This is a genomic window from Roseinatronobacter monicus (assembly GCF_006716865.1).
Taxonomy (GTDB): Bacteria; Pseudomonadota; Alphaproteobacteria; order Rhodobacterales; family Rhodobacteraceae; genus Roseinatronobacter; species Roseinatronobacter monicus.
Window position 1 is genome coordinate 316,727 of the sequence record NZ_VFPT01000001.1, and the last position, 18,599, is coordinate 335,325.

General features: G+C 58.8%; 17 protein-coding genes. 9 read left to right on the forward strand and 8 right to left on the reverse strand.

The features are described from left to right. The first annotated feature begins 10 nt into the window (after positions 1 to 10). Complete coding sequence (locus tag BD293_RS01315) at positions 11 to 499, forward strand: DUF892 family protein (RefSeq protein WP_142079470.1); 489 nt, start codon at positions 11 to 13, stop codon at positions 497 to 499. 511 nt (positions 500 to 1,010) lie between these two features. After that, positions 1,011 to 2,618: a BCCT family transporter gene (locus BD293_RS01320; protein WP_142079472.1), complete on the forward strand. Its 1,608-nt coding sequence runs from the start codon at positions 1,011 to 1,013 to the stop codon at positions 2,616 to 2,618. A gap of 97 nt (positions 2,619 to 2,715) precedes the next feature. Here the strand turns inward: BD293_RS01320 and BD293_RS01325 are convergent, their stop codons facing one another. The 7 genes from BD293_RS01325 to BD293_RS01355 all read right to left on the reverse strand — a co-directional run bounded on the left by BD293_RS01325 (position 2,716) and on the right by BD293_RS01355 (position 10,543). Then, positions 2,716 to 3,861: an iron-containing alcohol dehydrogenase gene (locus BD293_RS01325; protein WP_142079474.1), complete on the reverse strand. Its 1,146-nt coding sequence runs from the start codon at positions 3,859 to 3,861 to the stop codon at positions 2,716 to 2,718. A 3-nt stretch (positions 3,862 to 3,864) separates the two neighbouring features. Next, complete coding sequence (locus BD293_RS01330; protein WP_142079475.1) at positions 3,865 to 5,244, reverse strand: aldehyde dehydrogenase family protein; 1,380 nt, start codon at positions 5,242 to 5,244, stop codon at positions 3,865 to 3,867. Between the two features lie 83 nt (positions 5,245 to 5,327). Beyond that, positions 5,328 to 6,695: a glutamine synthetase family protein gene (locus BD293_RS01335; protein ID WP_142079477.1), complete on the reverse strand. Its 1,368-nt coding sequence runs from the start codon at positions 6,693 to 6,695 to the stop codon at positions 5,328 to 5,330. A gap of 98 nt (positions 6,696 to 6,793) precedes the next feature. Beyond that, positions 6,794 to 7,831 (reverse strand): TRAP transporter substrate-binding protein, encoded by a 1,038-nt coding sequence (locus tag BD293_RS01340; protein WP_142079478.1) that lies wholly within the window; start codon positions 7,829 to 7,831, stop codon positions 6,794 to 6,796. 65 nt (positions 7,832 to 7,896) lie between these two features. After that, the gene (locus BD293_RS01345) at positions 7,897 to 9,222 is read right to left on the reverse strand and encodes a TRAP transporter large permease (RefSeq protein ID WP_142079480.1); all 1,326 of its coding nucleotides are present in this window, start codon (positions 9,220 to 9,222) and stop codon (positions 7,897 to 7,899) included. Then, positions 9,222 to 9,743: a TRAP transporter small permease subunit gene (locus BD293_RS01350; RefSeq protein WP_142079481.1), complete on the reverse strand. Its 522-nt coding sequence runs from the start codon at positions 9,741 to 9,743 to the stop codon at positions 9,222 to 9,224. Before BD293_RS01350 ends, BD293_RS01345 begins: the two co-directional genes overlap by 1 nt. Then, complete coding sequence (locus tag BD293_RS01355) at positions 9,728 to 10,543, reverse strand: N-formylglutamate amidohydrolase (RefSeq protein ID WP_142079482.1); 816 nt, start codon at positions 10,541 to 10,543, stop codon at positions 9,728 to 9,730. The genes BD293_RS01350 and BD293_RS01355 overlap by 16 nt, the downstream gene beginning before the upstream one ends. Before the next feature lie 150 nt (positions 10,544 to 10,693). On the opposite strand from BD293_RS01355, the gene BD293_RS01360 reads away from it, so the two are divergent. From BD293_RS01360 to kdsA, 6 genes are all read left to right on the forward strand, one after another. Further along, positions 10,694 to 11,563 (forward strand): MurR/RpiR family transcriptional regulator, encoded by an 870-nt coding sequence (locus BD293_RS01360; RefSeq protein ID WP_142079483.1) that lies wholly within the window; start codon positions 10,694 to 10,696, stop codon positions 11,561 to 11,563. Between the two features lie 444 nt (positions 11,564 to 12,007). Further along, positions 12,008 to 13,072, forward strand: a complete 1,065-nt coding sequence (locus BD293_RS01365; RefSeq protein ID WP_142079384.1) for an IS630 family transposase — start codon at positions 12,008 to 12,010, stop codon at positions 13,070 to 13,072. Positions 13,073 to 13,317: 245 nt separating this feature from the next. Then, positions 13,318 to 14,343: an MraY family glycosyltransferase gene (locus BD293_RS01370; RefSeq protein WP_142079485.1), complete on the forward strand. Its 1,026-nt coding sequence runs from the start codon at positions 13,318 to 13,320 to the stop codon at positions 14,341 to 14,343. Positions 14,344 to 14,480: 137 nt separating this feature from the next. Next, on the forward strand, positions 14,481 to 15,461 hold the full coding sequence (locus tag BD293_RS01375; protein ID WP_246086174.1) for a KpsF/GutQ family sugar-phosphate isomerase: 981 nt from the start codon (positions 14,481 to 14,483) through the stop codon (positions 15,459 to 15,461). Continuing rightward, entirely contained in the window at positions 15,462 to 16,262 is an 801-nt protein-coding gene (locus BD293_RS01380) for a 3-deoxy-manno-octulosonate cytidylyltransferase family protein (protein ID WP_142079488.1), read from the forward strand. It begins immediately after the preceding gene. Further along, positions 16,259 to 17,080: a 3-deoxy-8-phosphooctulonate synthase gene (gene kdsA / locus BD293_RS01385; protein ID WP_142079490.1), complete on the forward strand. Its 822-nt coding sequence runs from the start codon at positions 16,259 to 16,261 to the stop codon at positions 17,078 to 17,080. Before BD293_RS01380 ends, kdsA begins: the two co-directional genes overlap by 4 nt. Before the next feature lie 43 nt (positions 17,081 to 17,123). Here kdsA and BD293_RS01390 read toward each other — a convergent pair whose 3' ends face one another. Then, positions 17,124 to 17,306 (reverse strand): hypothetical protein, encoded by a 183-nt coding sequence (locus tag BD293_RS01390; protein ID WP_142079491.1) that lies wholly within the window; start codon positions 17,304 to 17,306, stop codon positions 17,124 to 17,126. A gap of 132 nt (positions 17,307 to 17,438) precedes the next feature. On the opposite strand from BD293_RS01390, the gene leuB reads away from it, so the two are divergent. After that, positions 17,439 to 18,542 carry a 3-isopropylmalate dehydrogenase gene (gene leuB, locus BD293_RS01395; RefSeq protein ID WP_142079493.1) on the forward strand — a complete coding sequence of 368 codons (1,104 nt, stop codon included), beginning with the start codon at positions 17,439 to 17,441 and terminating at the stop codon, positions 18,540 to 18,542. The last annotated feature ends 57 nt before the right edge of the window (positions 18,543 to 18,599 follow it).

An 18,599-nucleotide genomic window follows, 5' to 3' on the forward strand; every position in this document is an offset into this window, starting at 1 on the left:
GAGCCGAACGATGGATAATCTGAAAGACGTCTATATCGACCAACTCCAAGACCTGTATAGCGCCAACAGACAAGCGCTTAGGGTAGTGGATGAACTGGCCAAGGCCGCAACCAGCACCGCATTGCACGCAGCGCTTGAACGCGGGGTTGCGGGGATCAAAGATGGTGAGCAAAACCTAGAGAAGCTTATCCGTGCCAAGGACGCAAACCCCAATGCCGAGCATTGCAAAGGCATGGAAGGTCTGGTGCGCGAAGCAAAAGCACATGCCCTGAACGCAGAATTTGGCATGGATGCGGCACGCGATGCGGTCATTATCACGCAGTATCAGCGGATGGCCCATTACGCGATTGCGGGCTATGGCTGCGCCGCTGCATTTGCCAAGCAACTTGGGTTTGACGACGATGCAGCAACCCTGCGCGGTATGCTGGATGCGGCCTATTCGGGTGACAAGACCTTGTCCGAGATTGCGGAGCAGACAGTCAACAAGCGCGCGGCGTGACGCGCAGCCATCCGTATTTTGACATGGCGCATGTTGTGGCGGTATTGTTGCCGCCACAACGCAATTGCGGGCGCGTGCATGCCGCGCCACACCTTACGCATTTCTTTGAAAATCTATGCGCGCCCAAATATCCCCAAGCACAATAGATCAGCCTTATTCAGCATCCTTCATGACTGGTTGCAGTTCGTAACCTGCCGCTCAGCGGACGATGCGCACAAAAAATACGCGCATTCCTACCTGCAGGGACGCTTACACAGATACCCAAAGCCCAAGAGAATACTCTGCACATGCAGCGCCGGGCTGCATTTCTGCACTGTCCATGACACTTTTCGGAAGAATATGGCGGAAAACCTTTAATCTTGCATCCTAAAGTCAGATTTGTAACGCTGTGACAACGGTGCGGGTGAAATACAGTCTGCGCATCAGGGTCGCTGACAAACGCATGGATCGCGACGGACCAATTTGACACCTTGCCCCATGACTGTGGGCCGCGGATCAGAAAGGAACCCTCATGGAAAAACTCGCAGAGCAATTGGGGCTGCGCACAAATGTCACGATCTTTTTCTGGTCCGCTGGGCTGATGGTCGTGTTCTTGCTGGCTCTTGTGATCGCGCCTGTCGCTATCGGTGATTTCTTTGCAGGGGCACGGTCATGGGTTGTGACCAATCTTGGTTGGTTTTTCATCCTTGGTGTCAATATATGGCTGATCTTTCTGATCTGGGTGGCGTTCAGCCGCTTTGGCAATATCCGCCTTGGCCCTGCTGACAGCGCGCCTGAATATTCGAATCTGTCATGGTTCACCATGCTGTTTGCAGGTGGCATCGGGACGGTTCTGATGTTCTGGGGTGTGGCGGAACCGATCCTGCATTTCTCATCCCCACCCTATGCAGAAACAGAGCCCCATTCCGTTGAGGCCGCGCGCGAGGCGATGGGGTTTTCGCTCTATCACCTTGGGCTGCACACTTGGACAATCTTCACATTGCCCGGTCTGGCCTTCGCCTATTTCATCTATCGCTATGACCTTCCTGTCCGGGTCAGTTCGGTGTTCTACCCGTTCCTGAAAGAAGGCATCCACGGCCCCATAGGCAAGGCCATCGACATTGCCGCAATTCTGGGCACGCTGTTTGGTGTGGCCGTGTCCATCGGGCTTGGCACCAGCCAGATCAATGCAGGCCTGACAGAGTTGATGGGCGTGCCTGACAGCGTCACCAGCAAGGTCATCATCATCATCGTGCTGACGGCAGTTGCGACCACATCCATCGTGGTGGGGCTGGATAAGGGCGTCAAATTTTTGTCCAATATCAATATTGGCATGGCAACCGGCCTGATGCTGTTCGTACTTATCACCGGGTCAACGGTCTTCCTGCTGCGCGGGATCATCGAGACAGTGGGCATCTATGCCTCGAATATCTTTCCGATGGCGTTCTGGAATGACATGATGGCCAGCTATACCAATGATGATGGCTGGGGCTGGCAGGGCGGCTGGACGGTCTTCTACTGGGCATGGACTGTGACGTGGTCACCCTTCATCGGCATTTTCGTAGCCCGCATTTCCAAGGGGCGCACCATTCGTGAATTCGTCCTTGGCGTGCTGCTGGCACCGTCCCTGTTCACGCTGGTCTGGTTCGCAATCTTCGGCTGGTCCGCGATGGAAATTGACGGCATCGGAACTGCCGCGCGCGACGCCTTGGGCGCGAATGCGGGCCAGATTGCCGAAGCGGTGGGCCGTGGCCCCGAATTCGCGATGTTCGCGTTTTTCGAGAATTACCCAGCGACCCAGCTGATACAGGGTCTGGCGGTGGTGATTGTCGCGATCTTCTTTGCCACATCATCGGATTCCGCGTCTTTGGTCGTGGATATGCTGTGCACGGGCGACACAGAACCCGGCCCCGTGCGCCAAAGGGTGTTCTGGGGCGTGTCGGAAGGGGCGGTTGCCGCCATGCTGATCGTGCTGGCCGGTGAGGCAGGTCTGGTGGCCTTGCAACAGGTGATTACAGTCGTCGGACTGCCAATCTTCATCCTTGTCTTTGCGATGCTGTTTGCCTTGCTCAAGGCGCTGCTGGCCGAGAATATTTCGGGCGTCAAGGTCGGCAGGCCACCGGATATCACAAGCTCCTGAGGCTTGCGTCTGTTCGGCCCACAAATAACGACAGGCCTGAAACCGATCTGGTTTCAGGCCTGTCTGCTGCGGGATCAGAGGATGTGAGAAAAACCCCTCACATACAGGCTTCAAACAAGGCCCGCGTGTTCTCGCGCGTCAGCGCCACCGGGTTGCCCCCGCAGGACGGGTCCAGCAATGCCATCTCGGTCAGGCTGTCCAACTGCCCGCTCTCGACCCCGAGGGACGTCAGATTGGCCGGGACCGCAAACCGCGCGCGCAATGCCATCACCTGCGCATAGAACCCGTCAAACCCGCCTGCGATCCCCAGATAGGCCGCAGCACGTGCCATCCGGTCTTCGATCGCGGGTCGGTTGAACTCCAGCACCATTGGCATGACGACGGCATTGGTTGTGCCGTGATGGGTGTTATAAACCGCACCAATCGGATGGCTCAATGCGTGAATCGCGCCCAGCCCTTTCTGGAACGCGACGGCCCCCATCGCAGCGGCCGACATCATATTGGCGCGCGCCTCCAGATCATCGGGCGTGTCATAGACGCGCGGCAAATTCTCCAGCACCAGCCGCATCCCTTCCAGCGCAATGCCGTGACTCATCGGGTGGTAATGCGGGCTGCAATAGGCCTCCAGACAATGGGCCAGCGCATCCATGCCCGTGCCCGCCGTGATGAAGGCAGGCATGCCGATGGTCAGCTCAGGGTCACAAATCGTGACCACAGGCATCAGCTTGGGGTGAAAGATGATCTTCTTGCGGTGCGTGGCACTGTCCGTCAGCACACCCGCGCGCCCCACTTCCGAGCCGGTGCCAGCCGTGGTTGGCACCGCGATGATCGGCGCAATCGTGTCGGGGTTGGCGCGGGTCCACCAATCGCCCACATCCTCCAGATCCCAGACGCTGACCGGCTGGTCCACCATCAGCGCGATCATCTTGCCCAGATCCAGCGCCGAGCCGCCGCCAAAAGCCACCACCCCGTCATGCCCGCCTGCGCGGTACATCTCCAGCCCCGCATGCATATTGGCCTCAGTCGGGTTGGCATCCACGCCTGAAAAGATCGCCCGCCCCAGGCCCGCGCCTTCCAGCACATCCAGCGCTTGCGCCGTGATCGGAAGGCTGGCCAGCGCGCGGTCTGTCACCAGCAAAGGCGCGGATATACCCACCGCCTTGCACTGTGCGGCCAGTTCCGAAATCCGCCCCGCCCCGAACTTGATCGTGGTCGGATAACTCCAATTCGCAGTCAGTCCCATGAATCACGCCTTCTTCAGATGGTAGGATTTGACGCGCGTCAGCGCATGATAGCCAAGGGCAGACAGGGCCGTTCCGCGCCCGGTATCCTTGCAGCCTGTCCAGCACAGCGCCGGGTCCAGATAATCGCAGCGGTTCATCAGGATCGTGCCGGTCTGCACCTGCGCCCCGATGCGGCGTGCGGCCTGCGCATCCGCTGTCCAGATCGAGGCAGTCAGCCCAAAATCGCTGTCATTCATCAGGCGGATGGCCTCGGCATCATCCTTGACCGGCATGATCCCGACCACCGGGCCAAAGCTTTCTTCGCGCATGACGCGCATGTCATGGGTCACATCGACCAGCACTTGCGGCGCCAGATAGGCCCCGCCATCATCCGCCGGAAACTCCGCCACATCAATCAGTGCCTTTGCCCCTGCGGCCACAGCATCCGCGATTTGGCCGCGCACAATAGCGGCAAAGCGCGCATGCGCCATCGGCCCCATGGTCGTCGCCTCCTCCAGCGGATTGCCAAGGCGCTGGCGGCGCACCCATGCCACGGCTTTGTCTACAAATGCGTCATACAGATTTTCATGCACATAAATCCGTTCAATCCCGCAGCAGCACTGGCCCGAATTGAACATCGCGCCATCCATCAGCCCCTCGACCGCCGCATCCAGATCCCCATCTGCACGCAGATAGCCGGGGTCTTTGCCGCCCAGTTCCAGCCCTGTGCCTGTGAATGTGCCCGCCGCCGCACGCTCAATCGCGCGCCCGCCACCCACCGAGCCGGTGAAATTCACGAAATCAAACGACCGCGCGGCGATCAGAGCCTCGGTGGTGGCATGATCCAGCACGATATTCTGGAACACCTCTTCCGGCACGCCCGCCTTGTGAAAGGCCTGCGCCAACCGCTCGCCGGCCAGCAGCGTCTGGGTTGCATGTTTCAGCACCACCGCATTGCCCGCGATCAGCGCCGGAACCACGGTGTTCACAGCCGTCAGAAACGGGTAATTCCACGGTGCAATCACAAACACCAACCCTTGGGCCTCGCGCGCCAACAGCCGTGTGAAGCCCGCGCTCTCCTCGACCACCTCATCTGCCAGCGCTTGCGGTGCAATCCCGGCCATATAGGCTGCACGTTCGCGCACCCCGCCGAATTCGCCGCCATAGCGCACCGGGCGGCCCATCTGCCAGGCCAGCTCCGGCACAATTTCATCCGCCATCGCCTCCAGCGCATCAATGCCTGCCATTACGGTCGCAATGCGCTCCTCCAGCGGGCGTGCGGCCCATGCGCCTTGTGCAGCCCGCGCGCGCGAAACCAGACCCGTCGCCGTCGCAAGGGGCATTGCGTCACGTGCGGCATAGACAGACCCGTCCACCGGTGAAACCAGCTTGATCATCGACATTTCGTCTCCTCAGTCATAGACATTTTCTTGCGCCAAATACTCCGGGGGTGAATTGGCCATAGGCCAAGAGGGGGCAGCGCCCCCTAGCCCCGCTCCAGCAACCGCTTGCGTTCCCAATCGGTCACAACGCGGTCATGCTCCTCAATCTCCCAGCGTGCAGCATGGGTGTAATGCTCCACCACCTCGTCGCCAAAGGCCGCGCGCAACATGGCAGACCCTTCCAGCAAATCGGCGGCATGGCGCAAAGTCTTCGGAATTTCCCGCGCGCCCCGGTTCTGGTAGCTGTCGCCGCGCATCTCCGGCTCCAGTTCCAGCCCCTGCTCAAGGCCCGCCAATCCTGCCGCCAGCAGGCCTGCGCAGGCCAGATACGGGTTTAGATCCGCCCCGCCGATTCGGCACTCCACCCGCACGGCCTTTGTGCCATCCCCGCACACCCGGAACCCCGCTGTGCGGTTGTCCAGCGACCAGACCGCCTTGGTCGGCGCGAACATGCCCACGCAAAACCGCTTGTAGCTGTTCACATTGGGGGCCAGCAGCGCGGTCAATTCGCCCGCATGGGCCAGTTGCCCCGCCATATACTGCCGCATCACTGCCGACATGCCATATTCCGCGTCCCGGTCCAGAAAGGCGGGCACCCCGTCCAGACTCCAGAGTGACTGATGCACATGGCTGGACGACCCCGCCCGCCTGTGATCATATTTCGCCATAAAGGTTACGGATTTGCCCAACCCATGCGCAATTTCCTTAGTCGCCTGCTTGGTCATCACATGGTAATCGGCAGTGGTCAGCATCTCGGCATAGCGAATGTTGATCTCTGCCTGCCCGGCCTCTGCCTCCCCCTTGGAGTTTTCAACCGGAATCCCCGCGCCATATAGCCCGTTGCGCAAGCTTCGCATCAACGGCTCCTCTTTTGAGGTCTGGAACAGGTGGTAATCCTCATTATAGCTTGAAATCGGGGTCAGATGATCGGTGCCACCATCGCGCAGCGCGTCATAGCTTTGCTCGAAAATATAAAATTCCAACTCTGTCGCCGCCATCGCCGCATAGCCCATCTCGCGCGCCCGCGCGACCTGACGCTTCAGGATCGCACGCGGGGACACTGCGACCTCTTCATGCGTGTGATGATCCAGCAGATCGCACAGAACCAACGCAGTGCCCGGCAACCACGGCACGCGGCGCAATGTGGCAAGGTCTGGCTTCATGGTATAATCGCCATACCCTTTGGCCCAACTGGTCGAGGCATAGCCTTCAACCGTCAGCATCTCCATATCTGTGGCCAGCAGGTAGTTGCAGCAATGCGTCTCGTTATACCCGGACTCGAGGAAATGCGCGGCATGAAACCGCTTGCCCATCAGCCGCCCCTGCATATCAGGTGCAGCGACCAGAACCGTATCAATCTCGCCTGCGTCAAACGCCACGCGCAACTCGTCCAAACTCATCTGTCCCGGCATTGCCATCCTCCGCTACGCCTCGCGCGCATCATGCTCATTTTCTTGCGAAAAATACTCTCGGGGGGTCCGGGGGGCAGACAGCCCCCCGGCCTTTTGCGTCAAGAGTACCGATAGGGCCGTCCGGCCATATCCATCGCTGCGTTATAGTTGCGGAAGATATCCACCACCTTTGCCTTGGTTTCGGATTCTGCGGCGATCTCTTCCCAGAACTCGCGTGCCGCCCCTTCAACTGTGCCCCATTCCGCATCCGGGATCGAGGTCAGCTCCAGCTTGTCACCTTCGGTGCGCAGGCGCGCCTCGCCCGCCCAATACCAGTGCTGGCGATAGTAATGTGATTGCTCGAAACATGTGGCCAGCAGCTTTTGCAGATGCTCGGGCAACTCATTCCAGCGGTCCATATTGGCAAAGAAATGCCCGATCCACGCCCCCGAGATGTTGTTGGTCAGGAAATGGCTGCAAATATCGGCCCAGCCCACCTCATAGGCTTCGGTGATCCCGCACCATGCAACCCCGTCGATCTCGCGGGTTTGCAGCGCGATTTCCACGTCTTCCCACGGCACAGTCACCGGCACGACCCCGAATTGCGACAAGAAGCGGCCTGCGGTCGGGAAGGTGAACACCCGCTTGCCCTCAAGATCAGCCAGCGAGGTGATGGGCGAGGATGTGATGAAATGGCACGGGTCCCATGACCCTGCCGAGATATGCTTGATCCCGACTTTCTCATATTCCTCGGCCCAGATTTCATTCAGGCCCCAGTCATTGAACAACGCGGGCACATCAAGGCTGTAGCGGCTGGCAAAGGGGAAATAGCCGCCAAATACTGTGACTTCGGTCGGCGAAGCCATGGAGTCGTCATCCGATTGCACCGCGTCGATGGTGCCGCGCTGCATGGCCTGAAACAGCTCTTCCGTGGGGACAAGCTGGTCAGCATAATACAGGTCAATCTGCATTTCATCGCCTGCGATGGCGTTGAACATGTCAATGGCAGGTTTGGCCACCTGTGCGCCAAGGGCCGCACCCGCATAGGTTTGCAGCCGCCAGCGGATCGGCGATTGTGCCTTGACGGCGGGGGCGGCAAGGGCCGCCGCGCCACCCAGCGCGCCAGTGGTCAGGAACTTCCGTCTTGTCGTGGTCATGGTCTTGTCCTTCCGGTTGGGGTTGAGAGTGAGAGGCGGCACGTTGGCTCGCGCCTATTTTTGGTTCAGGGGAACAGCACGCCCGGTAGCCAGAGTGCGATCTGGGGAAAGACCATAATCAGGCTTAACCCCAGTATCATCACCCCGACAAAGGGAATGATCGAGCGGTAGATATCGCCCAAGGACACCTCATTCGGGGCCATGGCGCGCATAAGAAACAGGTTATAGCCGAAGGGCGGCGTCATATAGGCGATCTGACACGTGATTGTATAAAGCACACCATACCAGATCAGATCGAATTCCAGCATACGCACAATCGGCACATAAAGCGGTGCGACGATCACCAGCATCGCGGTGTCATCCAGAAACATGCCCATCAGGATAAAGGAAATCTGCATCAGGATCAGGATTTCCCAGCGCCCCAGTCCAAGGTTGTCCATGAACAGCGCGCGTACGAAATCGACGGCGCGTAAGCCATCGAAAACGGCCCCAAAGGCCAGTGCGGCCAGAATGATCCACAGGAACATGCACGAAATCGCCAATGTTTTCTTGGTGCAGACCTCAAGAATCGCCCATGTCATGCGGCCTTTCAACACGCTGACCGCCAGTGCGGCCAACGCCCCCACGACCGAGCTTTCCACCAGCCGTGTGTAGCCCAGCACGAAGGGCACCATCATGACCGCGAAAATCCCCAAGGGCATCAGGCCCGACAGCAGCAGCAGGTACTTTTCGCGCTTGGTCACTTGCGCCAGCTCATCAGGGTCAATCACCGGGCCAAGGTCGGGGTTCATCCGGCAGCGCAGCCAGATATAGAGGATGAACAAGCCCGCCAGCATTAGCCCCGGCAACAGCCCTGCCGCCCATAAATGCGTCACCGGCTGGCGCGCGATCATGGCATAAAGCACCAGCACCACCGAAGGCGGCACCAAAATTCCAAGCGACGACCCCGCCTGAATGACGCCCGTCACCATCAGTTTGTTGTAATTGCGTTTCAACAATTCGGGCAGTGCAATCGTCGCCCCAATCGCCATGCCTGCAACAGACAGTCCGTTCATCGCCGAAATCAGCACCATCAACAGGATCGTGCCAATCGCCAGCCCGCCGGGCACCGGGCCGAACCAGACATGAAACATGCGGTACAGATCATCCGCCAGTTTGCTTTCCGACAGCACATAGCCCATGAAAATGAACATCGGCAGCGTCATCAGGGGAAACCAGTTCATCAGCTTGATCGTCTGGGCGAAGGCCAGATCATGCCCGCCCCGATCCCCCCACAGTCCGATTGCCGCCACCACAGCGACAAAGCCGATCACGCCAAACATGCGCTGGCCGGTCAACATGACCATCAACATCGAGCCGAACATCAGCGCTGCGATCATTTCATAGGACATCAGGCGTGGCGCTCCTTGATCTCGACGCCCCGCAATTTTGCTATGTCGCGGATCAGAAACGCCGTGCATTGCAGGATCATCAGCACGATGCCAATGCACATGATAATTTTGATTGGGGCCATGTAGGGCCGCCACATGCCACGCCGCCGCTCGCCGTATTCCAGCGCGTATTGCGTGCTTTCAATCCCGCCCCACAGCAGGACGCCCAGATAGATCAGAAGCGTGAAAATGGTCATGGCATCAACCGCCGCCTTGGTGCGGTCGGACCAGCGCGAATAGAGCAGGTCCATCCGCACAGCAGACCCCATTTGCAGCGCATAGGCCCCGCCCAACATGAAATAGCCCAACAGCAGAAATTGCGCCATCTCGTCTGTCCAGATTTGCGGGCTGAAACCGGCGCGCGCCACCGCACCCCAAGCCAGCACCCCCATCAGCACGAACAGCCCCCACATGGCCAGTCGCCCGATGCGGTAATTCAGGGCCTCGACCAGATGAACAAAGGCGATCAAAGCGCGGGGCATGTCACCTCCGAGACCCGCGCGATCGCGCGTGACAAAACAGGGGCCAGCCGCGACGCGATGGCCTTTTGCGCCTCTGGCGTGGCGATCAGGTCATTGCGCAATTCCAGCATCGCATTCTCCAGCCCGTAGGGCAGGGCATGCAGTCGCAAGGTGTGGGTCACATGATCCGCCGCAGAATAGGGCGCATTCAGCTCTGTGCGCAGGCCAAGCCCCGCCGCCTCGACCACGATCTGGCAGGCAAGGGCGGGCAGATCGTCATGGATGACGCCAAATTCGACCCTGCGCGGCACACCGTGCCAGCTTGGCGAAAAGGAATGGATGGTCAGGATCACAGGCCGTTGCCCAAGTGCGAGCGCCCGCGCCACACGGGCACGCACCAGATCATGAAAGGGAAGGTATAAGGCTTGCATCCGCGCAAGGCGCTCGGAGGTGCTAAGTCCTTCATTCATCGCTATGTGATGGATTTCCGATTGCACAGGACAGGCTTCGGGCCGGTCGGGGCTGCGGTTCAGGTCATAAATCAAGCGCGAGAGGGGGGCATGGATCACCTCGGCCCCGCCACAACTGCGGGCCAGTTGCGGCCCCAGCGCCAGCGCCAACCCCAGCGCACCGGGGTCGCTGGCGGCATGCGAGTTCATCAACTCGACGCCCGCAATGTCCCAAGGGGGCACAACCCGGTTAGAGGCATGTTCACAAATCAGGATTAAACCGGGCGCTGCTGTGTCTTGCGCAATTGCGCCGGACACATCCCAGCCAAGGACCATGCCTGCCCAACTTGATGTTTCGTCCTGCCGTGTCATGGTTTGCACCCTTGGTCCGCCGAAAGCGCCGTGTCACAGGCTGCACTGAGTCTGGTTTTTATGTCAAGCTTGTTTCTTCTCTTTCTTTTTTGAAACAATCATTACAAACTGGATGATAATTTTTCAGGCATCAGCAGCAGGAGATGTGCGGTGATCCAATACCAGACAATGGAAGATCGCCTGCGCGCGGCCATGTCAGCCATGACCCGCGCCGAGCGGCAACTGACCAGCTATATGCTGAGTAATTTTCCGCGTACTGTTTTGGGGTCCGTGTCTGAAATCGCGCAGGCCGCAGGTGTTTCCGGCCCGACTGTCGTGCGCCTTGTGCGCAAGTTGGGGTATTCGGGCTATCCGGAATTTCGCGCAAAACTGCACGAGGAAATGGGCGAGCGTCTGGCCTCTCCGATCGCCAAGCACGAGAAATGGGCCGATATCTCACAGCGCGATCACCCGCTGAACCGCTTTGCGGCCAGCGTGATAGACAATCTCAGCCAGACCCTCAGCCAGCAGGATTTGCATGTGTTCGATACTGTATCGGGAATACTGGCCGATAAATCGCGCCCTGTGCATCTGATGGGCGGACGTCTTACCCGTTCGGTTGCCGAATATTTCGCAACTGCGCTGCATGTGATGCGCAGTGATGTGACATTGCTGTCCAGCTTGCCCAACACATGGCCCCCGGCCCTGCTGGAAATGTCAGAGCGCGATGTGCTTGTGGTGTTTGATATTCGCCGCTACGAGCCAATGATGCAGCAATTCGCCGAACTGGCACATGCCCAAGGGGTCGAGATTGTGCTGGTGACAGACCGTTGGGTGTCGCCCTGTGCTGGGATGGCGCAGCATATCCTGACCAGCCATGTCGAAGTGCCCTCGGCATGGGACACGATTGTTCCGCTGGTTGGTTTGGTTGAAGCGCTGCTCTCTGCCATTCAGGAAAAGAACTGGGAAGAAACCCGTCAAAGGCTGGACCGGATGGAAGGGTTCTATGAGGATATGCTGCTGTTCAAACGGCTTCGATAATCCGCTGGTTCTGCCACTGCAAACTATTGCACCGCAATATTGCTGCACAAATTCAGATTCACTCTGTTAATACTTTCGCCACGCGCCGGGGCGCGCCAGCAAACCTATGCCAGAGATCAACCTATGTTTGTGCGCGCAGCGAACTGAGTGCGTAGGCGCGCGCGTGCCGTTTCTATGTCAGTACAGGCAAGTTCTTACCGAGCGCTGACGACGCGGAAAATCGGATATAACCGGCAGACATATCCGTGACGGATTGAATTTATTAATAAATGTTAACGTGAAAAATGCCCGAAGCGGAGGCGCGATGTGAGGGCATGGGCCTGCCGTGACGGGCAATTCATTTAACAAACCTGCGATAAAATGCATAAAATTTTCCTATACTCCGAGTCCTGTGGAACCCGAGTTTTGCTTGACGGTTCGGTTTGATTGGATTCTGATGGGTTCATGCGTATTGAGCCGAAATTCCTGACATCTTCAGAACGTGCTGAGCTGATGTCCTGTGTGCGACGCCATCGCGAGGATCACGGTGTTGCGCGTCGCGCCAATGCGATTTTGCTGCTGGATGAGGGCAAATCCTGCCAACTGATCGCCGAATTTCTTTACCTTGACGATGATACGGTTCGTCTTTGGTACAAGGCTTACCGCGAAGGGGGCTGGGACCTCCTATCCACTGATGGATGGAAGGGCGGTCAATCCCGGATGACCTCGGCTCAGGAGGCCGAACTCAGCGCGTGGCTGGAGGATCGTTTTTGTCGTTCGACGACCGAGGTCCGGGCCCATATCTCCGCGACGTATGGCTTGGAGTATTCCCATTCTGGCTGCATCAAGCTTCTGACGCGTCTGGGGTTTGAGTATCGCAAGCCGAAGGGACTTCCGCGCGTTGCGCCTGCCGCAGCACAAGCCGCCTTCATCGAGATGTATCAGCGCTTGCTGAACGAGTTGGGGGCTGATGAAGCTGTCTATTTCGCAGATGCCGTGCATCCGGAGTATCAGACGAAACCGGCTTATGGTTGGGTGAAGGCCGGGACAAATCCTGCCGTGCAGACCACAGCAGGGCGTGGGCGTGTGAACATCCATGGTGCACTGAACTTGGAAACATTCGATTTGTCGTTTGTCGAGCCGATTACGGTAGACGGGATCAGCGCTGTCCAGCTCTTGGCCAAAATCGAGGCATCCAACCCTTACAAGCGCCTCATCCACGTGATCTGGGACAACGCGGCGTATCATAAAGGGCAAGAGGTGCGAGACTTCCTTGCAAGGCCGGACTGCCGCATCCACTTGATCCCATTGCCGCCATATTGCCCACATCTCAACCCGATTGAACGATTGTGGGCCGTCATGCACCGCTGTGTCACACACAATCAGTATTATCCCACGCAAAAGCAATTTGCCGATGCGATACTCGCATTTTTTCGAAAAACCCTCCCCAACGAATGGCGGAGCTTCCGCGACACCATCTCCGACAACTTCCGTGTCATCTCACACGACAATTTTCGGGTTTTCGCGTAAGGCGGGTATAAAAAACTATTTTTATGTAGTTATGTCAGAATGGGCGCGATACAATCAAGACATTATATACTTAACCTTACCTTTTGTTAACTAATATTAATTTTTGCGCCGCTTATCGGGCGATCATTTTAGATTAGTATCATTTTGACGCAGGTGTAGCTTTGATAGATTTTACCAAATTCATTCTTATATTTTTGGTGTCTTTTAGCATTTGTGGCGTTCTGGTCGTGGCGCGAAACCTGTATATGCCTTTGCTCAGATCGCGGGATGATATCGGCGCGCGACAAGCGCTGCATTGTGATATCACGCCACGGCTGGGGGGTGTGGGCATCATACTGGCAGCAGCGCTGGCGATGTTGATCATCCCGCAGTCCCTAAGCCGGATCTTCGGTATGTTCGCCATCTCGCTTGTGCCTGTGGTCTTGGCCGGACTGGCCGAGGATCTGGGCTACCGTGTTGCGCCGCGCGGACGGCTTCTGGCCGCAGCTTCTTCGTGCCTGTTCATGATCTTCATGCTGAATGTCTGGGTGGCGGCGACCGGCGTTGCCGCGTTGGATTACGTCTTGCGACTGGCGCTGGTGGCAATTCCGGTGACAATGCTGTGGTGCACCGGCATCTGCCATGGTTTCAATCTGATTGATGGTGTGAACGGGCTGACCGCGGGCTTGGGGATTGTGATTGCAACCGGCCTGTGGTGGATCGCGCGCGAAAACGGGCAAGATACGCTGGCGCTGTTCAGTTTCGCCCTGATCCCGGCGCTTTTGGGGTTCATCCTGTTCAACTGGCCCTTGGGGCGCATCTTTCTTGGGGATGCTGGCGCGTATGGGATTGGCCATATTCTTGTGTGGCTGTCGATCTTGCTGGCCATGCACGTGCCACAGGCAACGATGATGGGGCTGTCGCTGATGTTCTTCTGGCCTGCTGCCGATACATTGCTGGCGATGCATCGGCGGTGGTATCAGGGCAAACCGGTGGATGCGCCTGACCGGATGCATTTTCATCAGTTCACCTATCGGTTGCTGTCACAATTCGGGGGCAACAGGTTGTCTGCACGGGCGATGAATTCACTGACCGGTCTTGTCATCCTGCCATTCGCGGCCATGCCGGTTGTCGCCGCTGTCATGCTGTATGATGCGCCGTATCTGGCGCTGGCGGCATGGGCGATGTTCGGGGCCTTGTTCGTGCTCAGCTATGTGTGGGGCGTGCGCGTTTTCAAAAACCGCACGTTCCGGCCAGTCCGGCCCTTCAAGGTGCTCACTCCGGCGGAATAGGGCCATCGCATATTCAGGGGATCGCAAGCCGCTGCCGCCCTTTTCCTGCGCGCGTCGATGCGTGCAATGTTGACTTTCGGCATGGTGTTCCCGTAGCTGGCACTGACGCGAACTGGTCGCGAAAGGACCCTTTCACCGTGATACCGCAAGCCAAACCCAGCGCGACGCAAGGCAAGACTATTGCCGATGGCAAGACGGTGCTTTGCGCCGAAGCGGATGCATTGCGCACGATGGCCGATGCGTTGGACACGCGTTTTGCGGATGCTGTGCTGACAATTCTTGAAACCAAAGGGCGGCTTGTGGTGGCAGGGATCGGGAAATCCGGCCATGTCGGGCGCAAGATCGCGGCGACCTTCGCCTCTACCGGAACGCCGTCTTATTTCGTCCATGCCGCCGAGGCCAGTCATGGCGACATGGGCATGATCGTGGGCGATGACGCTTGCCTGCTGCTGTCCAAATCCGGCGAGACGACAGAGCTGAGCGACCTGATTTCCTACACACGGCGCTTTGGTATTCAGTTGATCTCGATCACTGGAAACGCTGACAGCACGCTTGCGCAAAAATCCGACGTGGCGCTGATCCTGCCCGATGTGCCCGAAGTCTGTGCCATAGGTCTTGCACCCACCACCTCGACCACGCTGAGCCTTGCGCTGGGCGATGCGCTGGCTGTGGCCGTGATGAAACAACGCGGGTTCGAGCCAGAGAGCTTTCATCTGTTTCATCCGGGCGGCAAGCTGGGCGCGCAATTCCAGCGGGTTGGCGAGTTGATGTATAAGGGCGATGGCTTGCCCCTTGTGACCGAAGATGAGCCGATGTCCTCGGTGCTGATGCGCATGACAGGCACAGGTTACGGCGTGGCCATTGTTGCGCGCGACCGCATCCTGAGCGGGATCATCACCGACGGCGATTTGCGGCGCAACATGGACGGGCTAATGGCGCGGCGCGCAGGCGATGTGGCCACGCGCAACCCCAAAACCATTGCCCCGGACGCGCTTGTGTCCGAGGCGGTGCGCATCATGGATGGCAACAAGATCACCGCGCTCTGCGTGGTTGACGAGGCGCAGCGGGTGCAGGGCATGATCCGGCTGCATGATTGCCTGCGGGCAGGAGTGATCTGAATGACCCCCGAGAGAATAATCATCATTCCGGCGCGCTATGCGTCCAGCCGATATCCGGGCAAGCCGCTTGTCGGATTGCGCGGGGCCACAGGTGAAATCCGCAGCCTGATCGCGCGAAGCTGGAATGCGGCCAAGGCCGTCGAGGGGGGCGATGCGGTTTATGTGGCCACCGATGATGAGCGCATTGCCGATGCGGCCTGCGATTTTGGTGCGGATGTGGTCATGACCGACAGCGCCTGCGCCAATGGCACTGAGCGCTGTGCTGATGCGGTGTCGCGGCTGGGATTTGCGCCGCAAGTGGTGGTGAACCTGCAAGGCGACGCGCCACTGACCCCAAACTGGTTTGTAACGGCCTTGATTGACGCCATCGCAGCCGGTGCTGATGTGGCAACCCCCGTGCTGCGCCTGACAGCGAAAACACATGCGCGGTTTGTGGAAGATCGCCACGCGGGGCGTGTGGGCGGTACGACTGCCGTGATGACAGCGCAGGGCCGCGCGATGTATTTCTCGAAAGAGGTGCTGCCCTATACTGGGCGCATCTATTCGGGCGCAGAGCAGGTGCCCGCCTTTCACCATGTCGGCGTCTATGCCTATACCCCCAAGGCGCTGGCCGCGTATATGCAGGCCGGTGCCTGTGATCTGGAAAATCTCGAAGGGCTGGAGCAGTTGCGCTTTCTCTATCATGGCCTGCCTGTCACCTGTGTCGAGGTTGATGGGCACGGGCGCGAGTTCTGGGAGTTGAACAACCCCGAAGATGTCGCCCGGATCGAGGCGGTTTTGAAGCGAGAGGGGATCGCATGACACTTCGCATCGGACAGGTCGAGATTGGCAATGCGCTGCCCTTTGCGCTGATATCAGGGCCGTGTCAGATGGAATCGCTGGAACATGCGCGCCATATCGCAGGCAGCCTTGCCGAGACATGCGCGCGCCTTGGCATCCCGTTCATTTTCAAGGCCAGCTATGACAAGGCCAACCGCTCCAGCCTGTCGGGCAAGCGCGGGCTTGGCATGGATAAAGGGCTGGAAGTTCTGGGCCAGATCCGCGCCGAATTTGGCTGCCCCGTGCTGACAGATGTGCATGAGCCCGCCCATTGCGCGCCCGCTGCTGAAATATGTGATGTGCTGCAAATCCCGGCCTTTCTGTGCCGCCAGACCGATCTTTTGCTGGCCGCAGGTGCAACAGGGCGGGTCATCAATATCAAGAAGGGGCAGTTTCTGGCCCCTTGGGACATGGTGCATGTAGCGGCCAAAGTGGCCTCGACTGGCAATGATCGCATCATGCTGTGCGAACGCGGCACGTCCTTTGGCTATAATACGCTTGTGTCAGACATGCGCGGTCTGCCGATTATGGCGCAGACGGGCTATCCGGTCATATTTGACGCCACCCATTCCGTGCAGCAACCCGGCGGGCAGGGCACCAGTTCGGGGGGGCAGCGCGAATTTGTGGCCCCGCTTGCCCGCGCCGCATTGGCTGTGGGCTGTGCGGGGCTGTTCATTGAAACGCATGAAGACCCGGACCGCGCCCCGTCCGATGGACCGAATATGGTGCCACTGGATCAGATGGCGGGCGTGCTTGAGCAGCTGAAAGCAATCGACAGCTTGTGCAAATCCCACCACTGACGCAGGGGCTTGGCCGCAGACGGGGGCGCAGCAGGCAGGGGCGTCAGGCTTTGCGCCCTCTGGCAATGCGGGTATAGGCGCTAAGCCGCTGATCCGGGTGTGCGCGCATTCTGGCGATCAGGGTTTTTGTGCTGCCATGCGGTGCCGAGTTGCGCGCAATCTGGATAAACTGCTTCAGACGCGTGTTCAGCGATGTCCGCGCGGTGTCGATCAGATGTCTGGTCATATCGTGATCTCCTCTGATTATCGGACAAACATTATATCACAGCGGTGCGCAGACACCAAAGCCAATGCGCGGTCCCTTGACGCCCCTGTGATCTGTCTCTAGCCAGTGATGCGACAATCGAGAGGATATCTGATGACCAACCCTTCCCTGCTCATTCTGCCCGGCGACGGTATCGGCCCCGAGGTTATGGCCGAAGTGCGCAAGATTATCGACTGGTTCGGCACAAAGCGCGGCCTTGCCTTTGATGTCAGCGAAGATCTGGTGGGGGGCGTGGCCTATGATGCCCATGGCACCCCTTTGCATGATGACACAATGGCGCGCGCACATGCCGCTGATGCGGTTCTTCTGGGGGCGGTCGGCGGCCCGAAATACGACGCGCTCGATTTCAGCGTGAAGCCAGAGCGCGGATTGCTGCGCCTGCGCAAGGAAATGGACCTGTTCTCGAACCTGCGCCCTGCGCAGTGTTTCGATGCGCTGGCCGATTTCTCGTCGTTGAAAAAGGACGTGGTCGCGGGCCTTGATATCATGATCGTGCGCGAGTTGACCTCTGGCGTCTATTTCGGAGAGCCGCGCGGAATTTTCGAAGAAGGCAACGAGCGCGTGGGCATCAATACCCAACGCTACACCGAATCCGAAATTGCGCGCGTGGCGAAATCGGCGTTTGAACTGGCGATGCGGCGCGGCAAGAAGCTGTGTTCGATGGAAAAAGCCAATGTCATGGAATCGGGCATTCTATGGCGCGAGGTTGTGACCGAGATTGGCCGCGAATACCCCGAGGTTGAGCTAAGCCACATGTATGCGGATGCAGGGGCCATGCAACTGACCCGCTGGCCCAAGCAGTTTGACGTCATCGTGACTGACAACCTGTTTGGCGATCTGCTGTCCGATCTGGCCGCCATGCTGACTGGCTCGCTTGGCATGCTGCCCTCTGCCAGCCTCGGTGCGCCTATGGCCAATGGCCGCCCGAAAGCGCTTTATGAACCCGTGCACGGTTCTGCACCCGATATTGCAGGGCAGGGCAAGGCGAACCCGATTGCCTGTATCCTCAGCTTTGCGATGGCGCTGCGCTACAGCTTCGATCACGGGCAAGAGGCGGCGCGTCTGGAAGCCGCGATCGAGCGCGTGCTTGCCGATGGCGTGCGCACGGCTGACCTGATGGGGCCAGATGACGGAACACCTGTATCGACCAGCGAGATGGGCGATGCGATTCTGGCAGCACTGGACGCCAGCCTCTAACACCCCCGGCGCGGCATTGAGACATGATGCTCACTGCCGCGCCACCGTCTTTATCCT

Excerpts from the sequence above, each read along its gene's own strand:
- BD293_RS01315 (WP_142079470.1), top strand. The coding sequence starts at position 11 with ATGGATAATCTGAAAGACGTCTATATCGACCAACTCCAAGACCTGTAT.
- BD293_RS01320 (WP_142079472.1), top strand. The coding sequence starts at position 1,011 with ATGGAAAAACTCGCAGAGCAATTGGGGCTGCGCACAAATGTCACGATC.
- BD293_RS01325 (WP_142079474.1), bottom strand. The coding sequence starts at position 3,861 with ATGGGACTGACTGCGAATTGGAGTTATCCGACCACGATCAAGTTCGGG.
- BD293_RS01330 (WP_142079475.1), bottom strand. The coding sequence starts at position 5,244 with ATGTCGATGATCAAGCTGGTTTCACCGGTGGACGGGTCTGTCTATGCC.
- BD293_RS01335 (WP_142079477.1), bottom strand. The coding sequence starts at position 6,695 with ATGCCGGGACAGATGAGTTTGGACGAGTTGCGCGTGGCGTTTGACGCA.
- BD293_RS01340 (WP_142079478.1), bottom strand. The coding sequence starts at position 7,831 with ATGACCACGACAAGACGGAAGTTCCTGACCACTGGCGCGCTGGGTGGC.
- BD293_RS01345 (WP_142079480.1), bottom strand. The coding sequence starts at position 9,222 with ATGTCCTATGAAATGATCGCAGCGCTGATGTTCGGCTCGATGTTGATG.
- BD293_RS01350 (WP_142079481.1), bottom strand. The coding sequence starts at position 9,743 with ATGCCCCGCGCTTTGATCGCCTTTGTTCATCTGGTCGAGGCCCTGAAT.
- BD293_RS01355 (WP_142079482.1), bottom strand. The coding sequence starts at position 10,543 with ATGACACGGCAGGACGAAACATCAAGTTGGGCAGGCATGGTCCTTGGC.
- BD293_RS01365 (WP_142079384.1), top strand. The coding sequence starts at position 12,008 with ATGCGTATTGAGCCGAAATTCCTGACATCTTCAGAACGTGCTGAGCTG.
- BD293_RS01370 (WP_142079485.1), top strand. The coding sequence starts at position 13,318 with ATGCCTTTGCTCAGATCGCGGGATGATATCGGCGCGCGACAAGCGCTG.
- BD293_RS01380 (WP_142079488.1), top strand. The coding sequence starts at position 15,462 with ATGACCCCCGAGAGAATAATCATCATTCCGGCGCGCTATGCGTCCAGC.
- kdsA (WP_142079490.1), top strand. The coding sequence starts at position 16,259 with ATGACACTTCGCATCGGACAGGTCGAGATTGGCAATGCGCTGCCCTTT.
- BD293_RS01390 (WP_142079491.1), bottom strand. The coding sequence starts at position 17,306 with ATGACCAGACATCTGATCGACACCGCGCGGACATCGCTGAACACGCGT.
- leuB (WP_142079493.1), top strand. The coding sequence starts at position 17,439 with ATGACCAACCCTTCCCTGCTCATTCTGCCCGGCGACGGTATCGGCCCC.